Origin of the sequence: Metapseudomonas phytobenefica (assembly GCF_043392685.1) — a bacterium.
In the GTDB taxonomy this organism is placed as follows: domain Bacteria; phylum Pseudomonadota; class Gammaproteobacteria; order Pseudomonadales; family Pseudomonadaceae; genus Metapseudomonas.
This window is the reverse complement of the sequence record NZ_JBHZGM010000007.1, coordinates 60,660-81,379: the sequence shown is the minus strand read 5'-3', so window position 1 is coordinate 81,379 and position 20,720 is coordinate 60,660. Positions and strand designations below refer to the sequence as shown.

Below are 20,720 nucleotides of genomic sequence, written 5' to 3'. Positions count from 1 at the left end.
TTCCTGGGATTGGCTTTACTTTCATCTGGCCGGAACAGGGAAAAATGCCGGCGTTGTCATGCAAGAGAAATTCAAAGACTATCCGCGACGACAGACTCACTTCGCTTTATCTGACAAGAACAATCGGCGCATGCCTACAGGTAAGCTCCGGTACAACGACAGCGTGGCGATCGACATGACCCCAATGGTTCGCGCAGCGGCCCTTACCAACTACATGGAAGTGGCCCAGCACCTGGGCCTCAGCCCGCAACAGATGCTGCGCCAGGCCGGCCTCAGCCAGGCATTGATAGAAAACCCCGAACAACGCCTGCCCACCTCGGCGGTTGCCACCCTGCTGGAAGACTCCGCCCGCGCCAGCGGCTGCCTCACCTTCGGCCTGCGCATGGCCGAGTCCCGCCAGCTTTCGGACTTCGGCGCCATCAGCCTGCTGCTGTCGCACCAGCCGACGCTGCGCGACGCGTTGGAGACCATCGTCCAGTACCGCCACCTGCTCAACGAATCCCTCGCGCTGTTCGTGGACGAAGTGGGCAAGACGGTGGTGCTGCGGGAAGAGATCATCACCGACCCGCCGGTACCCGTGCGCCAGGGCATCGAACTGGCCATCGGCGTGCTGTTCCGCATGTGCAGCGCCCTCCTCGGCTCGGGCTGGCGTCCGCTGGCCGTGCACTTCAGCCACGACGCGCCGCCCGACCTGCAACTGCATCGGCGGGTATTCGGCTGCAAGGTGGAATTCGGCAGCGAGTTCAACGGCATCGTTTGCCAGGCCGCCGACCTGGACAAGGCCAACCCCCTGGCCGACCCGGCCATGGCCCGGCATGCCCGGCGCCTGGTGGAGTCCCTGCCCGGCGCCGCCCAGCAGTCGACCCTGAACGACGTGCGCAAGGCCATCTACCTGCTGCTGCCCATGGGCCGCGCCACCATCGAGCAGATCGCCCAGTCCCTCGGGATGAACGTGCGCACCCTGCAACGGCGCCTGGAAGAAAGCGAAATGACCTTCTCCGACCTGATCAACGAGGTGCGCCGCGACCTGGTCCTGCGCTACATGGAGAACCCGCGCTATTCCCTCTCCCGCATCGCCGACCTGCTCGGCTACTCGGTACCCAGCTCCTTCACCCGCTGGTTCACCACCCAGTTCGGCACCGCCCCGGCGGCCTGGCGCAAGGAGCACCAGGTGAAGGTGGACGAGTAAGCGGCGCCGGCCGGAATTGGATGGTGGATGGTGGATGGTGGATGGCACGATTGTTGGGCTTAGCTGCGCTCTGACCAACCTACGGGACAGTAGCCCGGATGAAATCCGGGGAAATTCCAACCACCGCTCCCGGATTCCATCTGATGGGCTACGAACTGTGGGGGCGATTTCAATCGCCATGCGGACCGAAGGTTCGCCTTGCAGGTCCGATTGGGGCGGCTGCGCCGCCCTTCGCGAATGAATTCGCCCCCACAGTAAAGCGGCAGACCCGTCCGTCTGGTAAAAGAAAAAAGCCTCGTCCACCCTCGCTCCGACAAAAAAACGAAGGCAAAAAAAAACCGCGCTTCGAAACCCGTCCCAGGAGGTTTCGTCGCGCGGCAAAGTGCCCGCTGTGGCAGGCGTCGATGACCCCCTCACGGGAGCAGGAGTAAGGCTTTCAGAACCCCCAGTGCAACATGGCCAGCACCAGGGCTGCGAGGAATGCGGTTTCCCCCACCATCAGCAGGATGGGCTTGATGCCCACCGAGGCCAGTTCCTTGAGCTGGGTCTTCATGCCCAGGGCACTGATGGCGATCACCAGGCACCAGCGCGACAGTTCATTGCCGGCCGTTTGCACCATCGGCGGAATCAGGCCCGTGCTGTTGATCGCGGCGAGGATCACGAAGCCCACGGCGAACCAGGGCAACAGCGGCGGCCGCTTGCTGCCCGGCTCGGCGCCGCGCATGCGGGTGATCATGGCGCAGCAGAGGATCACCGGCAGCAGCATGGCCACACGCATCAGCTTGACCACGGTGGCGCTGTCGCCGGTCTCGTGCCCCATGCTGTAACCCGCGCCCACGACCTGGGCGACGTCATGGATGGTGCCGCCGATGAAGAGCCCTGCATGCAGCGGGGAAAGGCCGAGCGCCTCGGCGATCATCGGGTAGAGGATCATCGCCAGGGTGGACAGCGCCGATACGCCGATCACGGTGAACAGCGTGGCGCGCTCCTTCTGCGCGTGGGCCGGCAGGGACGCCGCCAGGGCCAGGGCCGCCGAGGCGCCGCAGATGGCCGTGGCGCCGCCGGTGAGCAGGCCGAACAGACTGTTGAAACCCATTAGACGCGCCACCGCGACTGACACGAGGATGGTCACCACCACCAGTGCCACCACCATGGCGACTGGCTGCCAGCCGAGGGACGCGATCTGTTCCAGGGTGATGCGGATGCCCAACAGCGCCACGCCAACGCGCAGCACTTCGCGGGCGGTGAACTCGATGCCGGGCTTGCACACGCCATCGGCTGCGAGGAAGTTCACCGAAAGCCCCAGCAACAGGGCGAACAGCATCACCGGGGCACCGTAGTGCTCGGAAAGGAATGTGGCCGCCGCGGCGACCATGGCGCTGACGATCACGCCGGGCATCAGTACCCGGCTGCGCGAGCCCAGCGCGGTTATTGCAGTTGCAGACATGCGAGTGATTCCTGCGGCCGGGGCCGCGACAGATCGATGAAACAACGGCCCTGCTGCTGCTCCACCGCATAGGTGGCGACACCAAAGCCTTTCACACCCGCCACGCAGCCGCTGGCGAGATCGAAGCGCAGGCCGTGGGCCGGGCAATGCAGCAGGCGCCCGTCCAGGCGGCCAGCGAACAGCGAGGCACCGTTGTGCGGGCAGCTTTCGTCGATGGCGTAGAGCTCGCCGTTCTGGTTGAACAGCACCAGCGACTTTTCTTCATGGCGGAACAGGCTGCGCCCGCCCACCGGCGGCATCTGCGCTGCCGGCACTTCCACCCGCCGGGCCATCAGGCGCAGACCTTCGTCACGGAGCGCAGCTCCAGGGCACGTTGCAGTTGCGCCAGCATCAGCCACGGAGGCTGAGCGCCGGCCAGCGACAGGCGCTGGTCGATAACGAAGGACGGCACGGCCTGGGTAGCCGGAACGGCCTCCCTACCCACGTAAGGGCGTCCGTCGTCGAACAACGCGGCTTCCAGGCGGCGCGGATCGAAACCACACTGCCTGGCCAGGCTCAGCAGCCGTTCGCTGTTACCCAAGTCCTCGCCGGCCTGGAAGTATCCGGTGAACAGGCGCTCCAGCAGATTGTCCACCTGCCGCTCGCTGCCCTGCTCCATGGCCAAGGCCAGCAGGCGGTGGGCATTGGCGGTATTGGGCATGACTTGGATGCGGCGCAGGTCCATGTCCACGTCGGCGTGGTAGGCGGCATCCTGAACCTGCTCCTGGCGGGCGCGTACCGCGGCTTCGCTGCCGAGGCGATCTACATAGAACTCCATGTAGGGCACGCCTTGCGCCGGCAGATCTGGCAGCAGCTGCACGCCGCGCCAGCGCGTTTGCACCTGCACATCCGGGCGGCTCTGCGCGAGTGTGCGCACGGCCCTCTCCAGGTTGCGTTTGCCGATCAGGCACCAGGGACAGATGAAGTCGAAAGTCATTTCGACCAACAGCGGTTTCATTTACGTTCCTCACTTGCCATCAGCGGCGCGAGCTTCTGGATGTCCTTGTGGTAGTGGCGCTTGCCGTACCAGAACACCAGGGCCGCGGCGACGCTGATCAGCGGTATCAACTGGAAGGCGCGGTCGAGGCCGAAGCCATCGGCCAGTACGCCGGTGAGGTAGGGACCGGGCGCGAGGCCCAGCAGGTTGTTCGCCAGGGTCAGGGTGGCGAAGGCGGTTCCGTGGATCGAATAGTGGGTCAGGTTGGCGACCATGGCGCCAGCCGGGCCGGAGGTGCCGGTCGCCACCAGCATGGCCAGGGCGATGACCACCAGTTGCGGCACGCCGGGCGCCATGCGGAACGCCAGCGACAGGAGCACGCAGCTGATCAGGCAGTAGGCGATGGCCAGGGCGATCTTGCGGTTCGGAGCATTGCGGCACATGCGGTCGCTGAGCATGCCGCAGACGATCATGCCGGCACCACCGGTGAGCACGATGATGGCCGAGACGGCGCCAGCCTGATCGGTGCCCATGTGGTAGTAGCGATTCAGGTAGCTGGGGAACCACACCATCACCGCAGCGCCGACGAACAGCTGCAGGCCGCTGCCGACATAGGCGCAGATCACCGAGCGGCTGGCGAACAGGGTTTTCAGCGGGCGGCGGCAGGGGAATTCGTCCGTCGCGCTCGGCTCCGGCAGCGGACTACCGATGCGCGACTGCTTGACCACCAGCGGATAGACCAGCGCCAGCACCAGGCCGAAGATCGCCATGCCGGCGAAAGACCAGCGCCAACCCAGGTGTTGCGCCAGGACGCCGCCCAGGGCCATGCCCAGTACCGAGCCGAACATGCCGCCGGCCATGAAGGCGCCAGTGACGGTGGCACGCATGTTCTTGGGGAATACCGACAGGACAACGGCGATGCCGACACTGCCATAGGCCGCCTCGCCCACACCCACCAGGAAGCGGGCAAGGAACATGTGTTCGTAGTTCTTCGCCAGGCCGCAGCCGAGGGTCGCCAGGCTCCACAGCATCGCCATCAGCACCAGGCTCTTCACCCGGCCGAAGCGGTCGGCCAGTAACGAAAGGGGAAAGGTCAGCAACCCCACCATCAGGGCGACGATGCCGCTGAGCAGGCCGAGCTGGGAATCGGTGAGCGTCCACTCGGACTTGAGCAGCGGGAAGACCGCGTTGAGCACCTGACGCGACATGTAGTCGGAGATCAGGAGGCCGAACGTCAGGGCGAACACCACCCAGGCGTAGGTGCGGGGGACATTCACGGCCGAATCGTCGAGATCGGCGGTGGCGGAGTAATAAGCCATGGCAATACCTTGAATTGCGCGTTCTTGTTTTTGTCACGCTAGCTGGCAGAGCGGCCGATCGCCGCCCCGCCATCGCCGGCCTCCAGGGCTGGCGGATTCCACGCAGGTCAGGTACGCAACGGAACGTGCTTCTGGCCCGGCTGGCGGTTCGGCGCCATGCCGTTCATGCGCAGGGTTTCTTCCACGTCCTTGTACTGCACGCCGATCTTGTAGATCTCGCGCGCTTCCTTGCCGCTGGCGATTTCGCGGCCCAGCTCGTGGGCGATGCGCACGGTCTGCTGGATCTGCTGCACCGAGGTGAAGCGCTTGCCGTGCTGGTCGATGATGGTGTCCTCGATGCCGACGCGCGGGTGCAGGCCCATGGCGAGCGCCATGGTGTTGAACGGCAGGACGTTCTTGAGCAGCGACTCGGCGGTGAGGGTGCCACCATTCGGCGCACGGTGGATGAAGTTGAAGAAGTTGAACGGGTTGGGGCCGTCGAAGCCGCCGCCGATGCCGATCCAGGTCAGGTTCAGCGGGCCCTTGTAAACGCCCTTGCGCACCAGGCGCTCAAGGGTTTCCAGGGCATGGATGCCGGTGAGCTGGAAGTGCGGCTGGATGCCATTGGCGGTCAGGCGCTTGAGGTGTTCCTCGACCCAGGCCGGGCCGGCCGGCACGGTCATTTCGCTGTAGGCGGCCTGGTAGAGCGGGTTCTCCAGGGAGGTGCCCTTCAGATACTCCGGATACAGCAGCTCCATGATGTTCATCTGGGTGGTGTTGATGGCCACGGTGACCTGGTCGGGCTTCGGGGTCAGCTCGGCCAGCATGTGGCGGGTGTCGTCGGACAGCCATTTGGCCGCCTCGCCTTCGCTCTCGGGGGCGAAGGAAATGGAACCGCCTACCTGGATGATCATGTCCGGTACGGCTTCACGCACGCCGGCGATCAGCTCGTTGAACTTGGACAGGCGCTTGGAGCCGGTGCCGTCCAGTTCTCGCACGTGCAGGTGGAGGACGGTGGCGCCCGCTTCGTAGCAGTCGACAGCCTTCTGGACCTGCTCGTCCATGGTCACCGGAATGTCTTCCGGAAAGTCGGCCGGCATCCACTCGGGGCCATAGGGCGCCACGGTGATGACCACCTTTTCCATGTTTTCCGGGTGCAGGGAATCGTCGAGGAATTGCATGGGAATCTCCTGGTTCAGTGCTTGTTCAGAGGTCCCGGCCGGGCATCACCCGTCCGGTCGGACAGGTGGTCAGAACGGCTTGTCACCGATGATCCCGGCACGCTCCATCTTGCGGACGCAGGGCGGGTAATCCATGACGGCGTAATGCTGGGTGGAGCGGTTGTCCCAGATCGCCACGCTGTTCTTCTTCCAGCGCCAGCGCACCTGGTATTCCGGGATGTACGCCTGGCTGACCAGATAGCGCAGCAAGTCGCTGCCGCCCATGCTGTAGTCCTGGCCGTAGCGCACGCGCTCGGGGGTGTGGAAGTTGGTGAAGTGGGTGGCGAATGCGTTGACGAAGAGGATCTTCTCGCCGGTTTCCGGGTGGATGCGCACCACCGGGTGCTCGGCATCCGGGTACATGGCCTTGAGCGCCAGGCGCTTGTCGACGGGCATGGCCGCACCGAAGCTCGCCTCGATGCTGTGCCGGGCACGCAGGCCCGCGATGCGCTCTTTCACGTCTTCCGGCAGCTTCTCGTAAGCCAGCGCCATGTTCGCCCACATGGTGTCGCCGCCCACCGGCGGGCACTCCACGCAACGCAGCACGCAACCCATGGGCGGGGCGTCGCGCCAGGTGGCGTCGGTGTGCCAGGCGTTCTCGTAACGGTCGTTGGGCTGCTCCGGGTCCTTGTAGATGCGCACCAGGCCCGGATGCTCCGGGTCGCTGCCGGCCACCGGGTGGTCTTCCAGCTCGCCGAAGCGGCGGGCAAAGGCCACGTGCTCGGCACGGCTGATTTCCTGGTCACGCAGGAACAGGACCTTGTGCTTGAGCAGCAGCGCCTTGATCTCGGCGAACAGGGCGTCGTCACGGGCGGCATCGCCCAGGTTCACACCGCTGATTTCGGCGCCGATGGCGCATGTGAGTTGCTCTACTTTCATGACCTGCGCCTCAGATGACGAAGATGGACGAACCAGTGGTCTTGCGCGATTCCAGGTCGCGGTGGGCCTGTACCGCGTCTTCCAGTGCGTAGTGCTGGTTGATGTCGATGCGGATGCGGCCATTGCCGACGTGATCGAACAGTTCGCCCACCAGTGCCGCCTTCTCCGCCGGGTCGGCGATGTAGTCGGCCAGGGCCGGACGGGTGATGAACAGCGAGCCCTTCATCGCCAGCAGCACCGGATCGAAGGCCGGGATCGGGCCGGACGCGGTGCCGACGCAGACCATCAGGCCACGGCGCTTGAGGGAATCCAGGGAGGCCATGAAGGTGTTCTTGCCGACGCTGTCGAACACCACGTCGACGCCGCGCCCGCCGGTCAGCTCACGCACGCGCCCGGCGATGTCTTCTGCGCTGTAGTTGATGACGTGGTCACAGCCGTGGGCGCGGGCGATTTCAGCCTTTTCTTCGGTGGACACGGTGCCGATCACGTTCAGGCCGAGCAGCTTGGCCCACTGCGAAACGATCAGGCCGACGCCGCCGGCGGCTGCGTGCAGGAGGATGCTGTCGCCTTCCTTGAAGTCATGGATGCGGCGCATCAGGTAGGCGGAAGTGAGGCCGCGCATGGTCATCGCCGCCGCGGTCTCGAAGGAAATGGTACCGGGCAGCTTGATCAGCGGCGCAGCAGGCACCAGGCGCTCGGTGCTGTAGGCGCCGAGGGTGTTGACGAAGCCGGTGTAGGTCACGCGGTCGCCCAGGGCGACGTTGTCCACGCCCTCGCCCACCGCCACCACCACGCCGGAAGCCTCGACGCCGATGCCATTGGGCAGGGGAATCGGGTAGGTGCCGTTGCGGAAGTAGGTATCGGCGTAGTTCAGACCTACGGCGACGTGGCGAACACGTACCTCACCAGGGCCCGGATCAGCGACCTCGACCTCTTCATAGCGAAGTACTTCCGGTCCCCCGGTTTCATAAAAACGAACGGCTTTGGCCATGCCTGTCTCCAATCTGGATACTTGTAGTCGGGTCACGGACCCATGGATTGGACTCTAGGCATCCCCCCTTCCGGGTGCTTCACATCGCGCGACAGCCGCTTCTCATTTCATGACAGGCCCCTGGCCGGCCGCCCCAACGGCGCGCCGGACGGCTTTTTCCGCGCTGTTCGGCTAGTCGGGCAAGGGCACCACGCGTGGCAGGGGTTCGAAACGGATCGGCAGGGTGTCTGTCCGCCTCAGGCTGCCCTCGATCTGCCCGGACAGATGGATGACGCCGGCCATCACCCCCGTTTCCGGGTTGCGCATCAGCTCCAGCCACTCTTCGTCGAAGGCCTGGTTGAGGCTCTTGCGCAAGGTCGCTTCACGGTCAGGCCGCCCCTCCTCGTGGAGCATGGCGCTGATCCCGGTGAAGCCGAGGGACAGCACCGGACCCGCCACGCGCCCCATGAAGCTGGTGGCGACGCTGGCGGCACCGCTGGTGGCCAGTTCCGTTTCCAGTTGTTCGCTGGTTTCGCGGGTGATGGTGGACAGCCCGTCGTCCGTTTTCCAGGCGCCAGCGCCGCTGGGTGAATTGCGAATCCGCTGCATGAGAGAGGCATAGGCCGGCAACTCTTCCAGCGGCTCGGCCTTGAGGACCTGGAACAGCGAGGCGCTCTGGCCCGGCGGTGCCAGCTCGATGGCCGGGATCTGCTGCAAATGCTGGGCGAACTGGTCGCCGGGCACGCCGAAACGCTGGGGTATCAGCTGCAGGCGCTCATCCAGCTGCTGGATATACATCCGCGTGGTCTGCTCCATGATGTCGTCCGGATCGAGCTGACGGGCAACCGCCTCAAGCACCTTCTCGTCATATTCTTCCTGCAGGTAGGCGGCCAGCCGATTCACCGTTTCCTCGCGCTTACCGTCGGAGTTCAAGCGGTACCAACCCACCTTCATGCTCAGCCATTTGCGGGTCCAGAAACTGGAAAACCAGGGGATGAACTCACTTTCAGTGCGCTGGTAGACCAGGTCCATCCAGCGCTCCATGGAATCCTGGGCGTAGGCCCTGGCCTGGCCAGTGGCGGCCAGGGAGGCGGCGGCGATATCCCGGTCCACCTGCCGCCAGGTGCTCTGCGGCACCACGACGGGAGGCTCGGGCGGCGCCGGCTTCGACGCACAACCGCCCAGCGTCAACGCAAGGCAGACGAGCAAGCTGAACAGGAGCCGGACCGGAACCTCTCGAAGCCAGCCAGACAGCCGTTCTACCCGGTCTCCGGGAGAACCTTCTGCAGCGTTCATAGGGCTTCTTCCACCCCGTGGACCTTTCGCCCGGGGTCCCTTGAGTATAGGAACCACCCCACCCTGCCGCCCCTCGATCGGACGTGGGGCACGATTGAGCAAAAACCTCCGCCGCGCTGTCTGATCACGCGCCGGGACGAGCACCGCGCAAACGCGCGCGGCACCGGCCAACTCCAGACGTAGCGGAATCGAGGTAGTGAAATGAAAACAGGCCCGTCAGTGGGTGTGTTGGTTCTGGTTGCAGCCCTTGCCGGCGCGGTGCAGTGCGCCCAGGCCGAGCACAGGCGGGACAGGGACCATGCCAGGGTCGAGCAGTATCGCGACGGCCCTTGCCGGGTGAAGGAAATCACCGACTACGGTTACTACCGCAAGGTCGTCCGCTGCCCCGGCGGGCGCGGCAAGACGTGGCGCCGGGGCGATTGGCACCGCGACTACCACGACGGTCCTTGCCGGATACGCATCGATGCCTCGCGCGAGGTGTTCGACAAGGAAAAGGTCTGCCGCACGCGCAACCGTTACCACGACTGATCGCCCAGGCGCCGGCCGCTCCCGTTCAGACCACGAACATTTCCACGAAGCGGTCCACCTGCGTCGCCTCCAGGGCTGCCTGGTCCCTGCACAGGGCCAGGATCTGCGCGCAGCGCTGCGGCGCGAAGCGGGTCGCCAGGCTGGCCCTGAACTTCTCTTCCAACAACGGCATGCCTTCGGCGCGCCGGCGCCGGTGGCCGACGGGGTATTCCACCTCCACCTTCTCCGTGTGCCGGCCATCCTTGAAGAACACCTGCACGGCATTGGCGATGGAGCGTTTGTCGGGTTCCAGGTATTCGCGGCTGTAGCGCGGGTCCTCCACCACCTCCATGCGTTCGCGCAGGCGGTCGATGATCGGATGGGACTGGTGGAAGCTGTCTTCGTAGTGCTCGGCCTGCAGATCGCCGAAGGCCAGGGCCACCGCCGTCATGTACTGCAGGCAATGGTCGCGGTCGGCGGCATTGGCCAGCACGCCCTCCTTGGCAATGATGCGGATGGCCGATTCCTGGGTGGTGATGACGATGCGATCGATCTCGGTGATGCGGTTGCGCACCAGCGGATGCAGGCGCACCGCCGCCTCGCAGGCTGTCTGGCCGTGGAACTCGGCCGGGAAGCTGACCTTGAACAGGATGTTCTCCATCACATAGCTGCCGAATGCCTGGGGTAGGCGGAAATGCACCTGCTCCGGCGCCTTGGTCGCCAGGTCCTTGTTGGTGTGGCTGAACAGCACGTCGTAGAAGCCCCACTGCGGCGCACTGAGCACGCCGGGAACACCCATTTCGCCGCGCAGGGCGATCTCCGCCAGGCGCACGCCGCGACTGGTGGCATCCCCCGCCGCCCAGGACTTGCGCGAACCGGCATTGGGCGCGTGGCGATAGGTGCGCAGGGCCTGGCCATCCACCAGGGCGTGGGAGATGGCCGAGAGCAACTGCTCGCGGTTCGCCCCCAGCAGCCAGGCGCACACGGCGGTGGACGCCAGCTTGACCAGCACCACGTGATCCAGGCCGACGCGGTTGAAGGAGTTCTCCAGGGCCATCACGCCCTGTATCTCGTGGGCCTTGATCATGGCTTCCAGCACCAGGCGCATGGTCAGCGGCGCCTCGCCCCGGGCCAGGCGCCGCTGGGACAGATGATCGGCCACGGCAAGGATGCCGCCCAGATTGTCGGAGGGGTGCGCCCATTCGGCCGCCAGCCAGGTGTCGTTGAAGTCCAGCCAGCGGATCATCGCGCCCAGGTCCCAGGCGGCCTTCACCGGGTCCATCCGGTAGGAGGTGCCCGGCACCCGCGAGCCCTGGGGCACCTGGGTGCCTTCCACCAGAGGTCCGAGCAGCTTGGTGCATTCGGGAAAGCGCAGGGCCAGCATCGCGCAGCCGAGGCTGTCCATCAGGCAATTGCGCGCGGTATCCAGTGCCTCGGCGGAGAATGTGCGGTAGTCCAGCACATAGTCGGCGATGGTCTGGATCACCGGGTCGTACGGGGGTCGCTGGTTAAGGTCGACGTTGCTGCTCATGGCCATGCCTCTCGATTAACGAGTGGACTGAGCCTAGCAAACACCATCCGCCCTGCAGCCGGGACCGAATGCGACCGACGGCCAGGGCGCCGCACGCGCTGTTGTGCTGGGCTTGAATGAAGTCACCTCAGGAGGGCCCGCCATGAACGCCGATCCCAACGTCCGCACCCCCGCCCCCAGGCCGCCGGGGCCCAGCCAGCCGCCGGAGCAAGTCCCTGCGGCGGACGTGAAACGCATCAGCGACAAGGCGCCGAGCAAGGACAGGAAGCCGGATGATTGGGAGTGAGGCCTGAACTCCCATGTAACTCCCAGCGAGCCCCAACCACCCTCCCCCCAACCCTCTCCCAGAGGGAGAGGGGGTTGTCCGTGCCGGTGTCAGGCCCCGGCATAGCCCTGTGGGGGCGATTTCAAAGGCCAAGCGAGCCGCAGGTTCGCCCCGGAACGCCCAGCGAGCCCCCGTCTTTGACCATCCGGCGCTAGCCCTTTTCAGGCCATATGGAGACTTGGCACCCTTTTTCGGTATCTTTTCCGCCCGTCGCCAACCCTTCCCCAGTAAGAGCCTGCTCCATGAGCCGTACCGCAATCCGGGCTGCCGTCTTCTGCCTCGCCACCCTCTGCTCGGCAGCCGCCTTCGCCAAGGTGGAAGTCCAGCCCGTGCAGCACACCAAGGCGGGCAGGATTCTCGCCGTGCAGATTTCCGAAGACATCGCCCCCGGCGACTACGAAGCCCTGCTGAAGGGGCTGCGCGCCAACCCCGGCAAGTTCGACCGCAAGCTGGCCCTGCTGGACAGCATCGGCGGCAGCGTCGCCGAGGCCATCCGCATGGGCCGCCTGCTGCGGGAAACCGGCTTCGATGTGATGGTGCCCACCGATGGCGTGTGCCAGGGCAGCTGCGTCTACCTGCTGGCCGCCGGCCTCAACAAGACCGTGCGCGGCTACGTTGGCCTGCACCGCCCCTACTTCCCCCACGGCGACTCCGCCCACTCCGCCGTCGGCAGCCGCTACAGCCCCACCGCCTACCTTCGGGAAATGAACGTCCCCCTGAGCCTGCTGGAGGACATGAACAGCATCGAGCCGACGCGCATGCGGGTGCTGACCAAGGATGAGCTGGCGAAGTATCGGTTGAACTGAGCGGCGCTCATCTTCCGGTAGCCGGTTCAGCGGATAACCCAGCCCAGCAGGACGGCGGCAAGGAAGAGTCCCAGGCCGAAGACACTGTGGCTGGCCAGGCTGCGCAGGCAGTTCTTCAGCGGCGCAGGCGTCTTGCTGGCGAAGAAGCCCGCCCCCATCGCCGGCTGCATCACCAGCAGCGGCGCGGCGACCGTGCCCATCCCCAGCAGCACGGCGGGTAGCAGGCTCGGGCTGGCCGTCCAGTCGAGGCCGACCAGCGCCACCAGCAAGGCCGCAAAGGCGACGCCGATGGCGTAGTGGGTGATCCAGCCCAATGCCAGCTCAGCGGGGATCGGCTCCGACCTGGCGATGGCGTCGTGACGGAAGCGTCCGCGCAACAGGTGGCCAACCCAGCGGCCGATGAAGGCGAAATTGAGTGTCTGGACGCCCATTCGCCTGAGCAGGAGCAGCCAGATATCCATGACGGCAGTGGCGCCGATCCCGATGCAGATCACTGTGATGATGTCGTTCATGTGAGTCCCTTGTACGTTGACGGTGGGTGGTGTCGGGACCACTCTAGAAGTTGAAGTCAACTTCAAGTCAAGGGATCACCGATGGACATCGCCGAGGTCGCCCGACGCACGGGTTTGCCGTCATCGACGCTGCGTTATTACGAGAAGAAGGGGCTGATCAGGTCCCTCAGCCACCAGGGAACCCGGCGCTGGTTCGGCCCCGGCATCCTGGACCAGCTCGGGCTGATTTCGCTGGGCCAGGCGGCCGGATTGTCGCTGGACGAAATCCGCACGATGTTCTCGCCCGATGGCGAACCGAACATCGACCGCGACCTGCTGCTGGCCAGGGCCGAGGAGATCGATGCGCTGATCAAGCGCTTGAAAGCCATGAGCCACGGCCTGCGCCATGCCGCCGCCTGCCCTGCCCCGAGCCATCTGCAGTGCCCGACCTTCAAGCGGCTGCTGAAGGCCGCGTCATCCGGCGTCATCGAACGGCGCTGGAGCAAGATGGCGCCCGGACGCCCCGCCAGGCACGTGCCCTTCAGCGAAATCCAGCCGACAGACAACGATTGACCGACCTCGTGCTCCGGAGTGATTCTGCCCAGGCTGAAACGCGGGGAAAGCCCGGGACTCTTGAGGCGAGGGCTGCCCGGCAATGCGTGGCTCAACGCAGAAGCAACTCTCGGAAGCGCAACTGATGAACGATGAGCCCCACTCCCCTGCTCCTCCGCCGCTGGGCCAGCCTCGTCACATCGTGTTCGTGGCCTATCAGCAGATGGGCCTGCTGGACCTGACCGGCGCCCAGACCGTGTTCTGGGTCGCATCGAAGGGCACGCGCGAGCGGGGCCTGCCTGCCTATGAACTGCATACCGCCAGCCTGGAAGGCGGGCTGATCCGGACCATTGAGGGTCTTTGCGTCGATACGGCGCGGCTCGACCAGTTGAGCGATCTGCCCATCGACACTCTCGTCGTTCCCGGCGCCCCTGAAATCTGCCAGACCCTGGACAACTACGACGAACTCGTCGAGTGGCTGAGTGGCGCCGCCCACTTGGCCGGGCGTGTCGCGTCAGTGTGCAGCGGCGCCTTCCTGCTGGCGCGGGCCGGCCTGCTCAACGGCCGGCGCGCCGCGACCCACTGGGCCATGTGCGACACACTCAGGCAGCGCTTTCCTGCAATTGATGTCGATGCCGATGCCATCTTCGTCCAGCAGGGTTCGGTCTGGACCTCCGCCGGGGTGACCGCCGGTATCGACCTGGCACTGGCCTTGGTAGAAGCCGACTGCGGCCGCGAACTGGCCATGCAGGTGGCCAAGGAACTGGTGGTCTACCTCAAGCGACCCGGCGGCCAGGCACAGTTCAGCGAACTGTTGCAGTCGCAGTCCAAGGACTCTTCCTTATTCGACGAGCTGCACCTGTGGCTTGCCGAGAACCTGGGCGACGAAAACCTCACGGTCGAACGCCTGGCACAGCAGGCGCAGATGAGCCAACGCAACTTCGCCAGGGTCTACAAACTCAAGACCGGCCGCACGCCCGCCAAGGCCGTCGAACTGTTTCGCCTGGAGGCCGCAAGGCGGATGCTGGAAAACTCGCCGCGTAACATCGACCAGATCGCACGCCTGTGCGGCTTCGGCGATGAAGAAAGAATGCGTTGTACGTTCCAGCGCAACCTGTCCATTTCCCCGCGCGACTACCGCAGCCGATTCTCGCGGACCGGCTGACTGCCGTCGCCCTCCCCACCCCGGGGCCTGCCGACTCAAGCCACTGCCAGGTCCTGGGGGCTCGCCTGCCATTGGCTCAGAAAACAGCTGAGCCGCGAGCGCAACCAGCGCTCCCGTGGGTCGTCATGGCTTGCGCCGCGCCAGGCCAGCGACAGCTCTCTCGCCGGCAGGTCGATCGGCACGAGTTCGGCCCGCAGACCGTGGTGGCACGCCATCGCCTCGGCAACGTAATCCGGGACGATGGCAAGCATGTCACTGCCGGCCAGCAACGCCGGCAAGGCACTGAACTGCGGCACTGCCAACACCACCTTGCGTTGTCGACCGACCAGGCCCAGGACATGGTCCACATCCTCGATGACCTTACCCGTCGGCGATACCACCACATGAGGTCGCCTGCAGAATTCCTCCAGGTCCGGCGCATCGGCAGCGGAATCGGCAAGCAGCAACATCGGTCTGATCGGCCGCAGCCCCTTGCGCCGGGCGTTGGCGGGCAACTCCTGAGTATGGCTGATGCCAAGGGAGATCTCCCCGGATGCCAGCAGCCGCGGCAGTTGCCATTGGTCCGCCTGGCGCACCACCAGGGTGACATTCGGCGCGTCCTCCCGGAGATGCCTGGCCAGGCTGGGCAACAACGCGTACTCGACGTCATCCGAGAGGCCTATGTGGAATGCCACGCTGCTGGTGGCCGGATCGAATGCCTGAGTGCAGCTAAGGGCCATGGCGATACCATCCAGAGCGGGAGTCAGCTGGGTGTAGATTTCCATCGCCCGGGCGGTTGGTTCCATCACCCGTCCGCTCCTGACGAACAGCGGGTCGTTGAACATCGAGCGCAGCCGCCTCAAGGCGCTGCTGATGGCGGGCTGGCCGAGGAAAAGCCGCTCGCCCACCCGGGTGACGCTGCGCTCGCACATCATGGTTTCGAAGACCACCAGCAGGTTGATATCCGCACGCCGCAGGTCATTTCTGTTCATCGTGTTTGCCGCCCGGCCACAAGTGAAATCGCTTCTCGGATCGCTTCGCCTGAACGGCATCGAACGACCCGAGAGCAGATTACGCACGAGCCCACGCGCGCGTCTCTTGTACCTCAGGCCAGCCCATCGATGCCTTGGGTGCATTCCACGCTACCTGGGTATGCGTCCACCTTCGGGTTCGGCAGAAACTCAGGGTTTTATGGCCTAGGTAACCGACTGCATTGCTTTTACGATCCCCCGGCGTTCCAGCAGCATCGACCTGCAAGGAACGCAAATCCGGATGAAAAGCAGCCATTAAGCTCCGAACCGAACCAGGCCTGACTACCGCACACGCCCCCCGTCACTCGCCCGCGCAAACGGATTCCCGGATCCACGGCTCCGGTGGAGCCTCCCCCCGATAACCTGACTCGCCTCACTGATCGAGGCCACCTGCTCTGCGAGCCCCCCCTGATGAACGAACACCTTGCGTCGAACAGAACCACCAGCGATGAACCCTGCGTCTACGTCGTGGACGACGACACGACACTGCGAGAATCCCTGGGCAGCCTGCTGCGCTCCATAGGCTTGAGAGTCGGGTTGTTCGGCTCCGCCCGCGAATTCATCAACTTCAGCCGCCCCGATTCGCCCAGCTGCCTGGTGCTCGATGTGCGACTGCAAGGCAGCAGCGGCCTGGATTTCCAGAACTACCTGGCCACGGCCAATATCAACTTGCCGATCATCTTCATGACCGGGTATGGCGATATCCCGATGACGGTGCGCGCCATGAAGGCCGGTGCCGTGGATTTCCTGACCAAGCCCGTCAGGGAACAAGACCTCATCGACGCCGTATCCGTCGCGCTGGCGCGCGATACGCAACGCCGGGAATCCGAACGCGGCCTGGAAGCCCTGCGCAATCGCTATGCAACGCTGACGCCACGCGAACGGAAGGTTCTGGCACTGGCCGTATCCGGGCTGATGAACAAGCAGATTGCAGGGGAAATAGGCCTGAGCGAAATAACGGTGAAAACGCACCGCGGCAACGCCATGCGGAAAATGAAGGCACGATCCTTTGCGGACCTGGTACGAATGGCGGAATCACTGGGTGTCAACGCATCCAATTGAGGAAACGATACACAGATATAGTGTTGCGCATTACAGGCGAGCGTATCTTGCAGCAATGACAGGCGCCATTACGAGCGATCCACCTGATGCAAGATACTCATGCGCGAAACACCACCATCATCTCTGTGGTCGATGATGAGGAATCCGTTCGAACCGCACTTGAAAGTCTGTTGAGATCCAATGGCCATGAAGTCCAGACGTATTCGAATGCGCTGGACTTTCTGCAATCCAGCGGTCCCTTCGTTACACACTGTCTGATTTCCGACATTCAAATGCCGGGAATGTCCGGCGTAGAGATGTGCCAGGTACTCGTCGCAAGGGGAATCCGTCTGCCTGTCATTCTCATCACCGGCCATCCAGAGGCCCGGCAGCCTGCAGACACAAACGCCCTGAACCTGGTCGCGGTCCTTTCCAAGCCGTTTCGATCCGCCGAACTATTGGCCTGCATGGAATCTGCCCTGCAGAAAAGAACCTGACCCGGCATCTTCTGTTTCTCGTTATATCCCGGCTTCTCGCGGACCAATACCTTCGTATGGATTTACGAGACTTATGCATATTTTTCCCAAGCCAATGAATGGGGTGTTTCCTGGAAGGCGCATCAATAGCATGAAGACTCAGCGAACAAACGGCATCGCTGGATAAATCAATTGTCACGCACGACAGATTGATAACTTCCTTGCATTCTTCAGGAGTACCCAATGAAACAGCATATTCTGATTATTGGTGCAGGATTCGGTGGCGTCTGGAGCGCCCTGAGCGCTGCCCGTCTGCTGGACAGGCATGATCGAAACGATGTGCAGATCAGCCTGCTTGCTCCCCAGCCCGAACTTCGAATTCGTCCGCGCTTCTACGAAGCCGACGTGCATAAGATGTTCGCGCCATTGGGCAACCTGCTCGACTCGATAGGTGTGCGCTTCATCAAGGGCACGGCCAAGCGGATCAACGAACGGCAAAAGACGGTTGGCTACATCGACGACGCCGGCAAAGAGCGCGAGGTGTATTACGACCGGCTAGTGCTGGCGACAGGCAGCCAAGTCGTGCGTCCGAACCTGGATGGCATGCAGCAGCACGCATTCGACGTGGACCAGATCGAGGAGGCGGTACGCCTCGAGAATCACCTCAAGTCACTCAAGGACCAGCCCCACCGCACGGCGCGCAATACCGTGGTGGTGGCCGGCGGTGGATTTACCGGCATTGAAACCGCTACCGAAATGCCTGCGCGCCTGCGTGCAGCACTGGGCGACGACAGTGAAATCCGCGTGATCATCGTCGACCGGGGCCCCCGAATCGCAGCCGCCATGGGCGACGGAATCCGCCCCGCCATCACGGAAGCATCGGACCACCTGGGCATCGAGTGGGTGCTGAACGCCACAGTGACCTCGGTCGATGCAGAGGGGGTAACCCTCGCAGACGGATCTCGCATCGAAGCCAGCACCGTGATCTGGACCGTCGGCTTCCGCGCCAGTGCCCTGACCGAACAACTGTCCGGCAAACGCGACGCCCTGGGCCGCCTGCATGTCGACCACAACCTGAAGGTGCTCGACCAGGACAGCATTTTCGCCGCCGGCGATGTTGCCTACGCCGCCACCGATGACCTGGGAAACTTCGCTGCCATGTCCTGCCAGCACGCCATCGCGTTGGGCCGCCATGCCGGGAACAACGTCGCCGCCGAGCTGATCGGCGTCGACCCGATTCCCTATCGGCAACCCAAGTACGTGACCTGCCTCGACCTCGGCGCCTGGGGCGCGGTGTTCACCGAAGGCTGGGACCGCCAACTCAAGCTGGAAAAGCAGGAAGCCAAGGAGCTGAAGACCCAGATCAATACGGTCTGGATCTACCCGCCGGCTGCCGATCGCACAACTGCCCTCGCCGCTGCCGACCCGATGATTCCGGTGGCCTGAGTGCAGAAAGCCCGCTGATACGCGGCCATCCGCCGCGCGATCACATCCGCAAGTCTTCAGAGGGAGTCTGGAATGTTCGCTTTACTCAAGGACGCACGACGCGCACTGACACTGTCCACCCTGACGATGCTCGGCGGTGTGATCATGCTGGTGATCGGGAGCGTTGTGGCCTATGGCGTTGAAGAGTCCCGGCTCTCGATAGCGAACCTGTTGATGGCCCACCTCCTGACGCTTCTGGGGCCAACCGCGATCAAGCTTGGCTACGTATTGCGATTGCACGCGCTTAGGCGCCTTGGCGCATCGTCCGCGTAACCCGGCCATCGAGCGTCGCGACACGGAGCAGAGCGGATACTCCGCTGCAGCCCTGCAGGCCCGCCAGAACGGATGCTGGCGGGCCTTTCATTCGGCCCAGGAAACCCGACGCTCATCGAGGCGCCCGGTCATTGCCTGGCAATCGGCAGTGCAACGAAGAACGAGGAACCCTGCCCCACCTTGCTCGATGCCCAGATTTTCCCCCCGTGCCAGTCCACGATTGAACGGCAGATGGAAAGTCCGATCCCCAACCCTTCGGCCTTGGTGGTGAAAAAAGGATTGAACAGCGAGGGCATGGCCGCCTCTTCGATACCGATCCCGGAGTCTGAAACTTCCAGGGTGACCTGATCGCCTTGCGTCCAGGTACGCAATACGAGCACCCTGGGCCGATCGTCGACGCTGTCCATGGCCTGGCAGGCATTGACCACCAGATTGATGATCACCTGCTGCAGCTGCACGTTGTCGCAAAAGACATTCACCGGCTGTTCATTCTTCTCAAGCTGGAAGCGGATACGCCTGCTGATCATCTCGCGCGTTACGAGTGCAACCGCATCGCTGACGATAGTGTCGAAAGAAACGATCGTTCGCTGCGGATTCATCTTCCGCGCCAGAGATCGAACACTGGAGACGAACTCGGCAGCTCTTCCCGCACTATCAACGACTCTCTCGAAGGCCTTGCGCAGTTCATCGAGGTTCGGTTCCGGCCGATCCAGCCAGCGCAAGCCGCTCTCTCCGCTGGCCATGATGGCTGCCAGCGGCTGATTCACTTCATGGGCGATCGAGGCAGCCAGCTCACCCAGGGTGATGACCCGGCTCACATGCGCCAACTGCGCCTGAGAGTCTAGTAGCGCCTCCTCCGCCCGCTTCGCAGCGGTTATGTCCAACATCGCCCCGACATAGACGGTCTTGTTCTTGTTTACATGCGATCTCAGAACGGTAATTCGAACAAACTTTATACGGCCATCCGGCATGACCAGACGATGTTCCGACTCAACGGCCCGCTCAAGACCGCGAATCCTTTCAAAAAACGACTCGACCCGATGGCGATCATCAGGATGTATCCGGTTCAAGACCTTGTGAATCGAGCCCAGTTGCCTGCCTGGGTATTCAAATATCCAGGAAAGCTCGCTCCGCCAGGAAATCTCCCGCTTTTCATCGACATGAAATATCACACTGCTCGAGTTACTGACCCTTTGCGAGGCCAGCAACAGATCCCGACTTCGTCGCAAGCTTTCGCCGGACTTTCTTTTAACCAGCCAAAGCAGTGCGGTTGCAGACAGCAAGACTAAGCAGAATGCGTAATCCGAAGCCTGCACTTCGGGCAGATAGCGTCTGGCGACAACAAAAAACGATGAATCAATAAGCATACGAATTACCACAACAACTACATGAATCTTCCCTGATCCGAAGCAACACACCGACAAGCCTGATCAATCGCTTCCTCCAGCAGTTAAAACCTACAAATATCACGACACCAGGCACGCACTGCACTGTCCCAAAGTATCAAGTCGACATACGAAAATCGGACTGAAACCTGGATTTCACGACACAATTCGAGCAACTCGTGAAATCGATCAAAAGGCCATAGCGTGCATGCGCGCGAAGGAGAAGTCCTTGTGCCGGGGTTGAGTTGTCCTTGTTTTTCAGTCCAAGGGCAGGTCCCGCGCCGCGGACGGCGACTTCCGCCTGCTGGCTGGAACGCGACTCGGTGGGTGATTCAGCAGGTGGTCGGCTGGCCGGATCCTCTGCAATTCCGTAAAATCCGCCCCCCTTTTTATCGCCA

The 20,720-nt window shown here is 63.6% G+C and carries 22 protein-coding genes; 10 read left to right on the top strand and 12 right to left on the bottom strand.

Going from position 1 to position 20,720, the window contains the following annotated elements; translation table 11 throughout:
• Positions 1-184: 184 nt before the first annotated feature.
• A complete protein-coding gene (locus ACFW0B_RS08385) occupies positions 185-1,189 on the top strand; it encodes an AraC family transcriptional regulator (RefSeq protein ID WP_449147557.1) in 1,005 nt (334 codons plus the stop codon).
• A gap of 436 nt (positions 1,190-1,625) precedes the next feature.
• On the opposite strand, the gene ACFW0B_RS08380 is transcribed toward ACFW0B_RS08385, so the two are convergent.
• From ACFW0B_RS08380 to ACFW0B_RS08345, 8 genes are all read right to left on the bottom strand, one after another.
• Positions 1,626-2,636, bottom strand: coding sequence for a YeiH family protein (locus tag ACFW0B_RS08380; protein WP_449147471.1), 1,011 nt, complete (start codon positions 2,634-2,636; stop codon positions 1,626-1,628).
• Positions 2,618-2,968 carry a Rieske (2Fe-2S) protein gene (locus tag ACFW0B_RS08375; RefSeq protein ID WP_449147470.1) on the bottom strand — a complete coding sequence of 117 codons (351 nt, stop codon included), beginning with the start codon at positions 2,966-2,968 and terminating at the stop codon, positions 2,618-2,620. The genes ACFW0B_RS08380 and ACFW0B_RS08375 overlap by 19 nt, the downstream gene beginning before the upstream one ends.
• Entirely contained in the window at positions 2,968-3,633 is a 666-nt protein-coding gene (locus ACFW0B_RS08370; RefSeq protein WP_449147469.1) for a DsbA family oxidoreductase, read from the bottom strand. Before ACFW0B_RS08370 ends, ACFW0B_RS08375 begins: the two co-directional genes overlap by 1 nt.
• Positions 3,630-4,931, bottom strand: a complete 1,302-nt coding sequence (locus tag ACFW0B_RS08365; protein ID WP_449147468.1) for an MFS transporter — start codon at positions 4,929-4,931, stop codon at positions 3,630-3,632. Before ACFW0B_RS08365 ends, ACFW0B_RS08370 begins: the two co-directional genes overlap by 4 nt.
• Before the next feature lie 107 nt (positions 4,932-5,038).
• Entirely contained in the window at positions 5,039-6,091 is a 1,053-nt protein-coding gene (locus ACFW0B_RS08360; protein ID WP_449147467.1) for a beta-keto acid cleavage family enzyme, read from the bottom strand.
• 69 nt (positions 6,092-6,160) lie between these two features.
• Positions 6,161-7,009, bottom strand: a complete 849-nt coding sequence (locus ACFW0B_RS08355) for a TauD/TfdA dioxygenase family protein (protein WP_449147466.1) — start codon at positions 7,007-7,009, stop codon at positions 6,161-6,163.
• A gap of 10 nt (positions 7,010-7,019) precedes the next feature.
• On the bottom strand, positions 7,020-8,000 hold the full coding sequence (locus ACFW0B_RS08350) for a quinone oxidoreductase family protein (RefSeq protein ID WP_449147465.1): 981 nt from the start codon (positions 7,998-8,000) through the stop codon (positions 7,020-7,022).
• A 171-nt stretch (positions 8,001-8,171) separates the two neighbouring features.
• Positions 8,172-9,116 (bottom strand): hypothetical protein, encoded by a 945-nt coding sequence (locus tag ACFW0B_RS08345; protein ID WP_449147464.1) that lies wholly within the window; start codon positions 9,114-9,116, stop codon positions 8,172-8,174.
• Between the two features lie 360 nt (positions 9,117-9,476).
• Here ACFW0B_RS08345 and ACFW0B_RS08340 point away from each other — a divergent pair, with 360 nt between their 5' ends.
• Positions 9,477-9,803 carry a hypothetical protein gene (locus ACFW0B_RS08340; RefSeq protein ID WP_449147463.1) on the top strand — a complete coding sequence of 109 codons (327 nt, stop codon included), beginning with the start codon at positions 9,477-9,479 and terminating at the stop codon, positions 9,801-9,803.
• Between the two features lie 25 nt (positions 9,804-9,828).
• Here ACFW0B_RS08340 and prpD read toward each other — a convergent pair whose 3' ends face one another.
• Positions 9,829-11,313 carry a 2-methylcitrate dehydratase gene (gene prpD, locus ACFW0B_RS08335; protein WP_449147462.1) on the bottom strand — a complete coding sequence of 495 codons (1,485 nt, stop codon included), beginning with the start codon at positions 11,311-11,313 and terminating at the stop codon, positions 9,829-9,831.
• A 142-nt stretch (positions 11,314-11,455) separates the two neighbouring features.
• Between prpD and ACFW0B_RS08330 the strand changes: the two genes are divergently transcribed.
• Both ACFW0B_RS08330 and ACFW0B_RS08325 read left to right on the top strand, forming a co-directional pair.
• Positions 11,456-11,599, top strand: coding sequence for a hypothetical protein (locus tag ACFW0B_RS08330; protein WP_449147461.1), 144 nt, complete (start codon positions 11,456-11,458; stop codon positions 11,597-11,599).
• 281 nt (positions 11,600-11,880) lie between these two features.
• On the top strand, positions 11,881-12,444 hold the full coding sequence (locus ACFW0B_RS08325) for a COG3904 family protein (protein ID WP_449147460.1): 564 nt from the start codon (positions 11,881-11,883) through the stop codon (positions 12,442-12,444).
• A 26-nt stretch (positions 12,445-12,470) separates the two neighbouring features.
• On the opposite strand, the gene ACFW0B_RS08320 is transcribed toward ACFW0B_RS08325, so the two are convergent.
• Complete coding sequence (locus ACFW0B_RS08320; protein ID WP_449147459.1) at positions 12,471-12,956, bottom strand: DUF2938 domain-containing protein; 486 nt, start codon at positions 12,954-12,956, stop codon at positions 12,471-12,473.
• Positions 12,957-13,037: 81 nt separating this feature from the next.
• Between ACFW0B_RS08320 and ACFW0B_RS08315 the strand changes: the two genes are divergently transcribed.
• Both ACFW0B_RS08315 and ACFW0B_RS08310 read left to right on the top strand, forming a co-directional pair.
• Positions 13,038-13,508 (top strand): helix-turn-helix domain-containing protein, encoded by a 471-nt coding sequence (locus tag ACFW0B_RS08315; RefSeq protein WP_449147458.1) that lies wholly within the window; start codon positions 13,038-13,040, stop codon positions 13,506-13,508.
• Between the two features lie 124 nt (positions 13,509-13,632).
• Positions 13,633-14,652, top strand: coding sequence for a GlxA family transcriptional regulator (locus ACFW0B_RS08310; RefSeq protein WP_449147457.1), 1,020 nt, complete (start codon positions 13,633-13,635; stop codon positions 14,650-14,652).
• A 35-nt stretch (positions 14,653-14,687) separates the two neighbouring features.
• On the opposite strand, the gene ACFW0B_RS08305 is transcribed toward ACFW0B_RS08310, so the two are convergent.
• The gene (locus tag ACFW0B_RS08305) at positions 14,688-15,623 is read right to left on the bottom strand and encodes a LysR family transcriptional regulator (RefSeq protein ID WP_449147556.1); all 936 of its coding nucleotides are present in this window, start codon (positions 15,621-15,623) and stop codon (positions 14,688-14,690) included.
• 450 nt (positions 15,624-16,073) lie between these two features.
• On the opposite strand from ACFW0B_RS08305, the gene ACFW0B_RS08300 reads away from it, so the two are divergent.
• From ACFW0B_RS08300 to ACFW0B_RS08285, 4 genes are all read left to right on the top strand, one after another.
• Complete coding sequence (locus tag ACFW0B_RS08300; protein WP_449147456.1) at positions 16,074-16,724, top strand: response regulator transcription factor; 651 nt, start codon at positions 16,074-16,076, stop codon at positions 16,722-16,724.
• A gap of 86 nt (positions 16,725-16,810) precedes the next feature.
• Positions 16,811-17,200, top strand: a complete 390-nt coding sequence (locus ACFW0B_RS08295) for a response regulator transcription factor (protein ID WP_449147455.1) — start codon at positions 16,811-16,813, stop codon at positions 17,198-17,200.
• Between the two features lie 222 nt (positions 17,201-17,422).
• Positions 17,423-18,625, top strand: coding sequence for an NAD(P)/FAD-dependent oxidoreductase (locus tag ACFW0B_RS08290; protein WP_449147454.1), 1,203 nt, complete (start codon positions 17,423-17,425; stop codon positions 18,623-18,625).
• A 72-nt stretch (positions 18,626-18,697) separates the two neighbouring features.
• On the top strand, positions 18,698-18,937 hold the full coding sequence (locus ACFW0B_RS08285; RefSeq protein WP_449147453.1) for a transmembrane sensor/regulator PpyR: 240 nt from the start codon (positions 18,698-18,700) through the stop codon (positions 18,935-18,937).
• Between the two features lie 128 nt (positions 18,938-19,065).
• Here the strand turns inward: ACFW0B_RS08285 and ACFW0B_RS08280 are convergent, their stop codons facing one another.
• Entirely contained in the window at positions 19,066-20,304 is a 1,239-nt protein-coding gene (locus tag ACFW0B_RS08280) for a sensor histidine kinase (RefSeq protein ID WP_449147452.1), read from the bottom strand.
• Between the last annotated feature and the right edge of the window lie 416 nt (positions 20,305-20,720).

Coding starts and splice junctions, on each gene's coding strand:
- ACFW0B_RS08385 (WP_449147557.1), top strand. CDS start 185: ATGGTTCGCGCAGCGGCCCTTACCAACTACATGGAAGTGGCCCAGCAC.
- ACFW0B_RS08380 (WP_449147471.1), bottom strand. CDS start 2,636: ATGTCTGCAACTGCAATAACCGCGCTGGGCTCGCGCAGCCGGGTACTG.
- ACFW0B_RS08375 (WP_449147470.1), bottom strand. CDS start 2,968: ATGGCCCGGCGGGTGGAAGTGCCGGCAGCGCAGATGCCGCCGGTGGGC.
- ACFW0B_RS08370 (WP_449147469.1), bottom strand. CDS start 3,633: ATGAAACCGCTGTTGGTCGAAATGACTTTCGACTTCATCTGTCCCTGG.
- ACFW0B_RS08365 (WP_449147468.1), bottom strand. CDS start 4,931: ATGGCTTATTACTCCGCCACCGCCGATCTCGACGATTCGGCCGTGAAT.
- ACFW0B_RS08360 (WP_449147467.1), bottom strand. CDS start 6,091: ATGCAATTCCTCGACGATTCCCTGCACCCGGAAAACATGGAAAAGGTG.
- ACFW0B_RS08355 (WP_449147466.1), bottom strand. CDS start 7,009: ATGAAAGTAGAGCAACTCACATGCGCCATCGGCGCCGAAATCAGCGGT.
- ACFW0B_RS08350 (WP_449147465.1), bottom strand. CDS start 8,000: ATGGCCAAAGCCGTTCGTTTTTATGAAACCGGGGGACCGGAAGTACTT.
- ACFW0B_RS08340 (WP_449147463.1), top strand. CDS start 9,477: ATGAAAACAGGCCCGTCAGTGGGTGTGTTGGTTCTGGTTGCAGCCCTT.
- prpD (WP_449147462.1), bottom strand. CDS start 11,313: ATGAGCAGCAACGTCGACCTTAACCAGCGACCCCCGTACGACCCGGTG.
- ACFW0B_RS08330 (WP_449147461.1), top strand. CDS start 11,456: ATGAACGCCGATCCCAACGTCCGCACCCCCGCCCCCAGGCCGCCGGGG.
- ACFW0B_RS08325 (WP_449147460.1), top strand. CDS start 11,881: ATGAGCCGTACCGCAATCCGGGCTGCCGTCTTCTGCCTCGCCACCCTC.
- ACFW0B_RS08320 (WP_449147459.1), bottom strand. CDS start 12,956: ATGAACGACATCATCACAGTGATCTGCATCGGGATCGGCGCCACTGCC.
- ACFW0B_RS08315 (WP_449147458.1), top strand. CDS start 13,038: ATGGACATCGCCGAGGTCGCCCGACGCACGGGTTTGCCGTCATCGACG.
- ACFW0B_RS08310 (WP_449147457.1), top strand. CDS start 13,633: ATGAACGATGAGCCCCACTCCCCTGCTCCTCCGCCGCTGGGCCAGCCT.
- ACFW0B_RS08305 (WP_449147556.1), bottom strand. CDS start 15,623: ATGAACAGAAATGACCTGCGGCGTGCGGATATCAACCTGCTGGTGGTC.
- ACFW0B_RS08300 (WP_449147456.1), top strand. CDS start 16,074: ATGAACGAACACCTTGCGTCGAACAGAACCACCAGCGATGAACCCTGC.
- ACFW0B_RS08295 (WP_449147455.1), top strand. CDS start 16,811: ATGCAAGATACTCATGCGCGAAACACCACCATCATCTCTGTGGTCGAT.
- ACFW0B_RS08290 (WP_449147454.1), top strand. CDS start 17,423: ATGAAACAGCATATTCTGATTATTGGTGCAGGATTCGGTGGCGTCTGG.
- ACFW0B_RS08285 (WP_449147453.1), top strand. CDS start 18,698: ATGTTCGCTTTACTCAAGGACGCACGACGCGCACTGACACTGTCCACC.
- ACFW0B_RS08280 (WP_449147452.1), bottom strand. CDS start 20,304: ATGCTTATTGATTCATCGTTTTTTGTTGTCGCCAGACGCTATCTGCCC.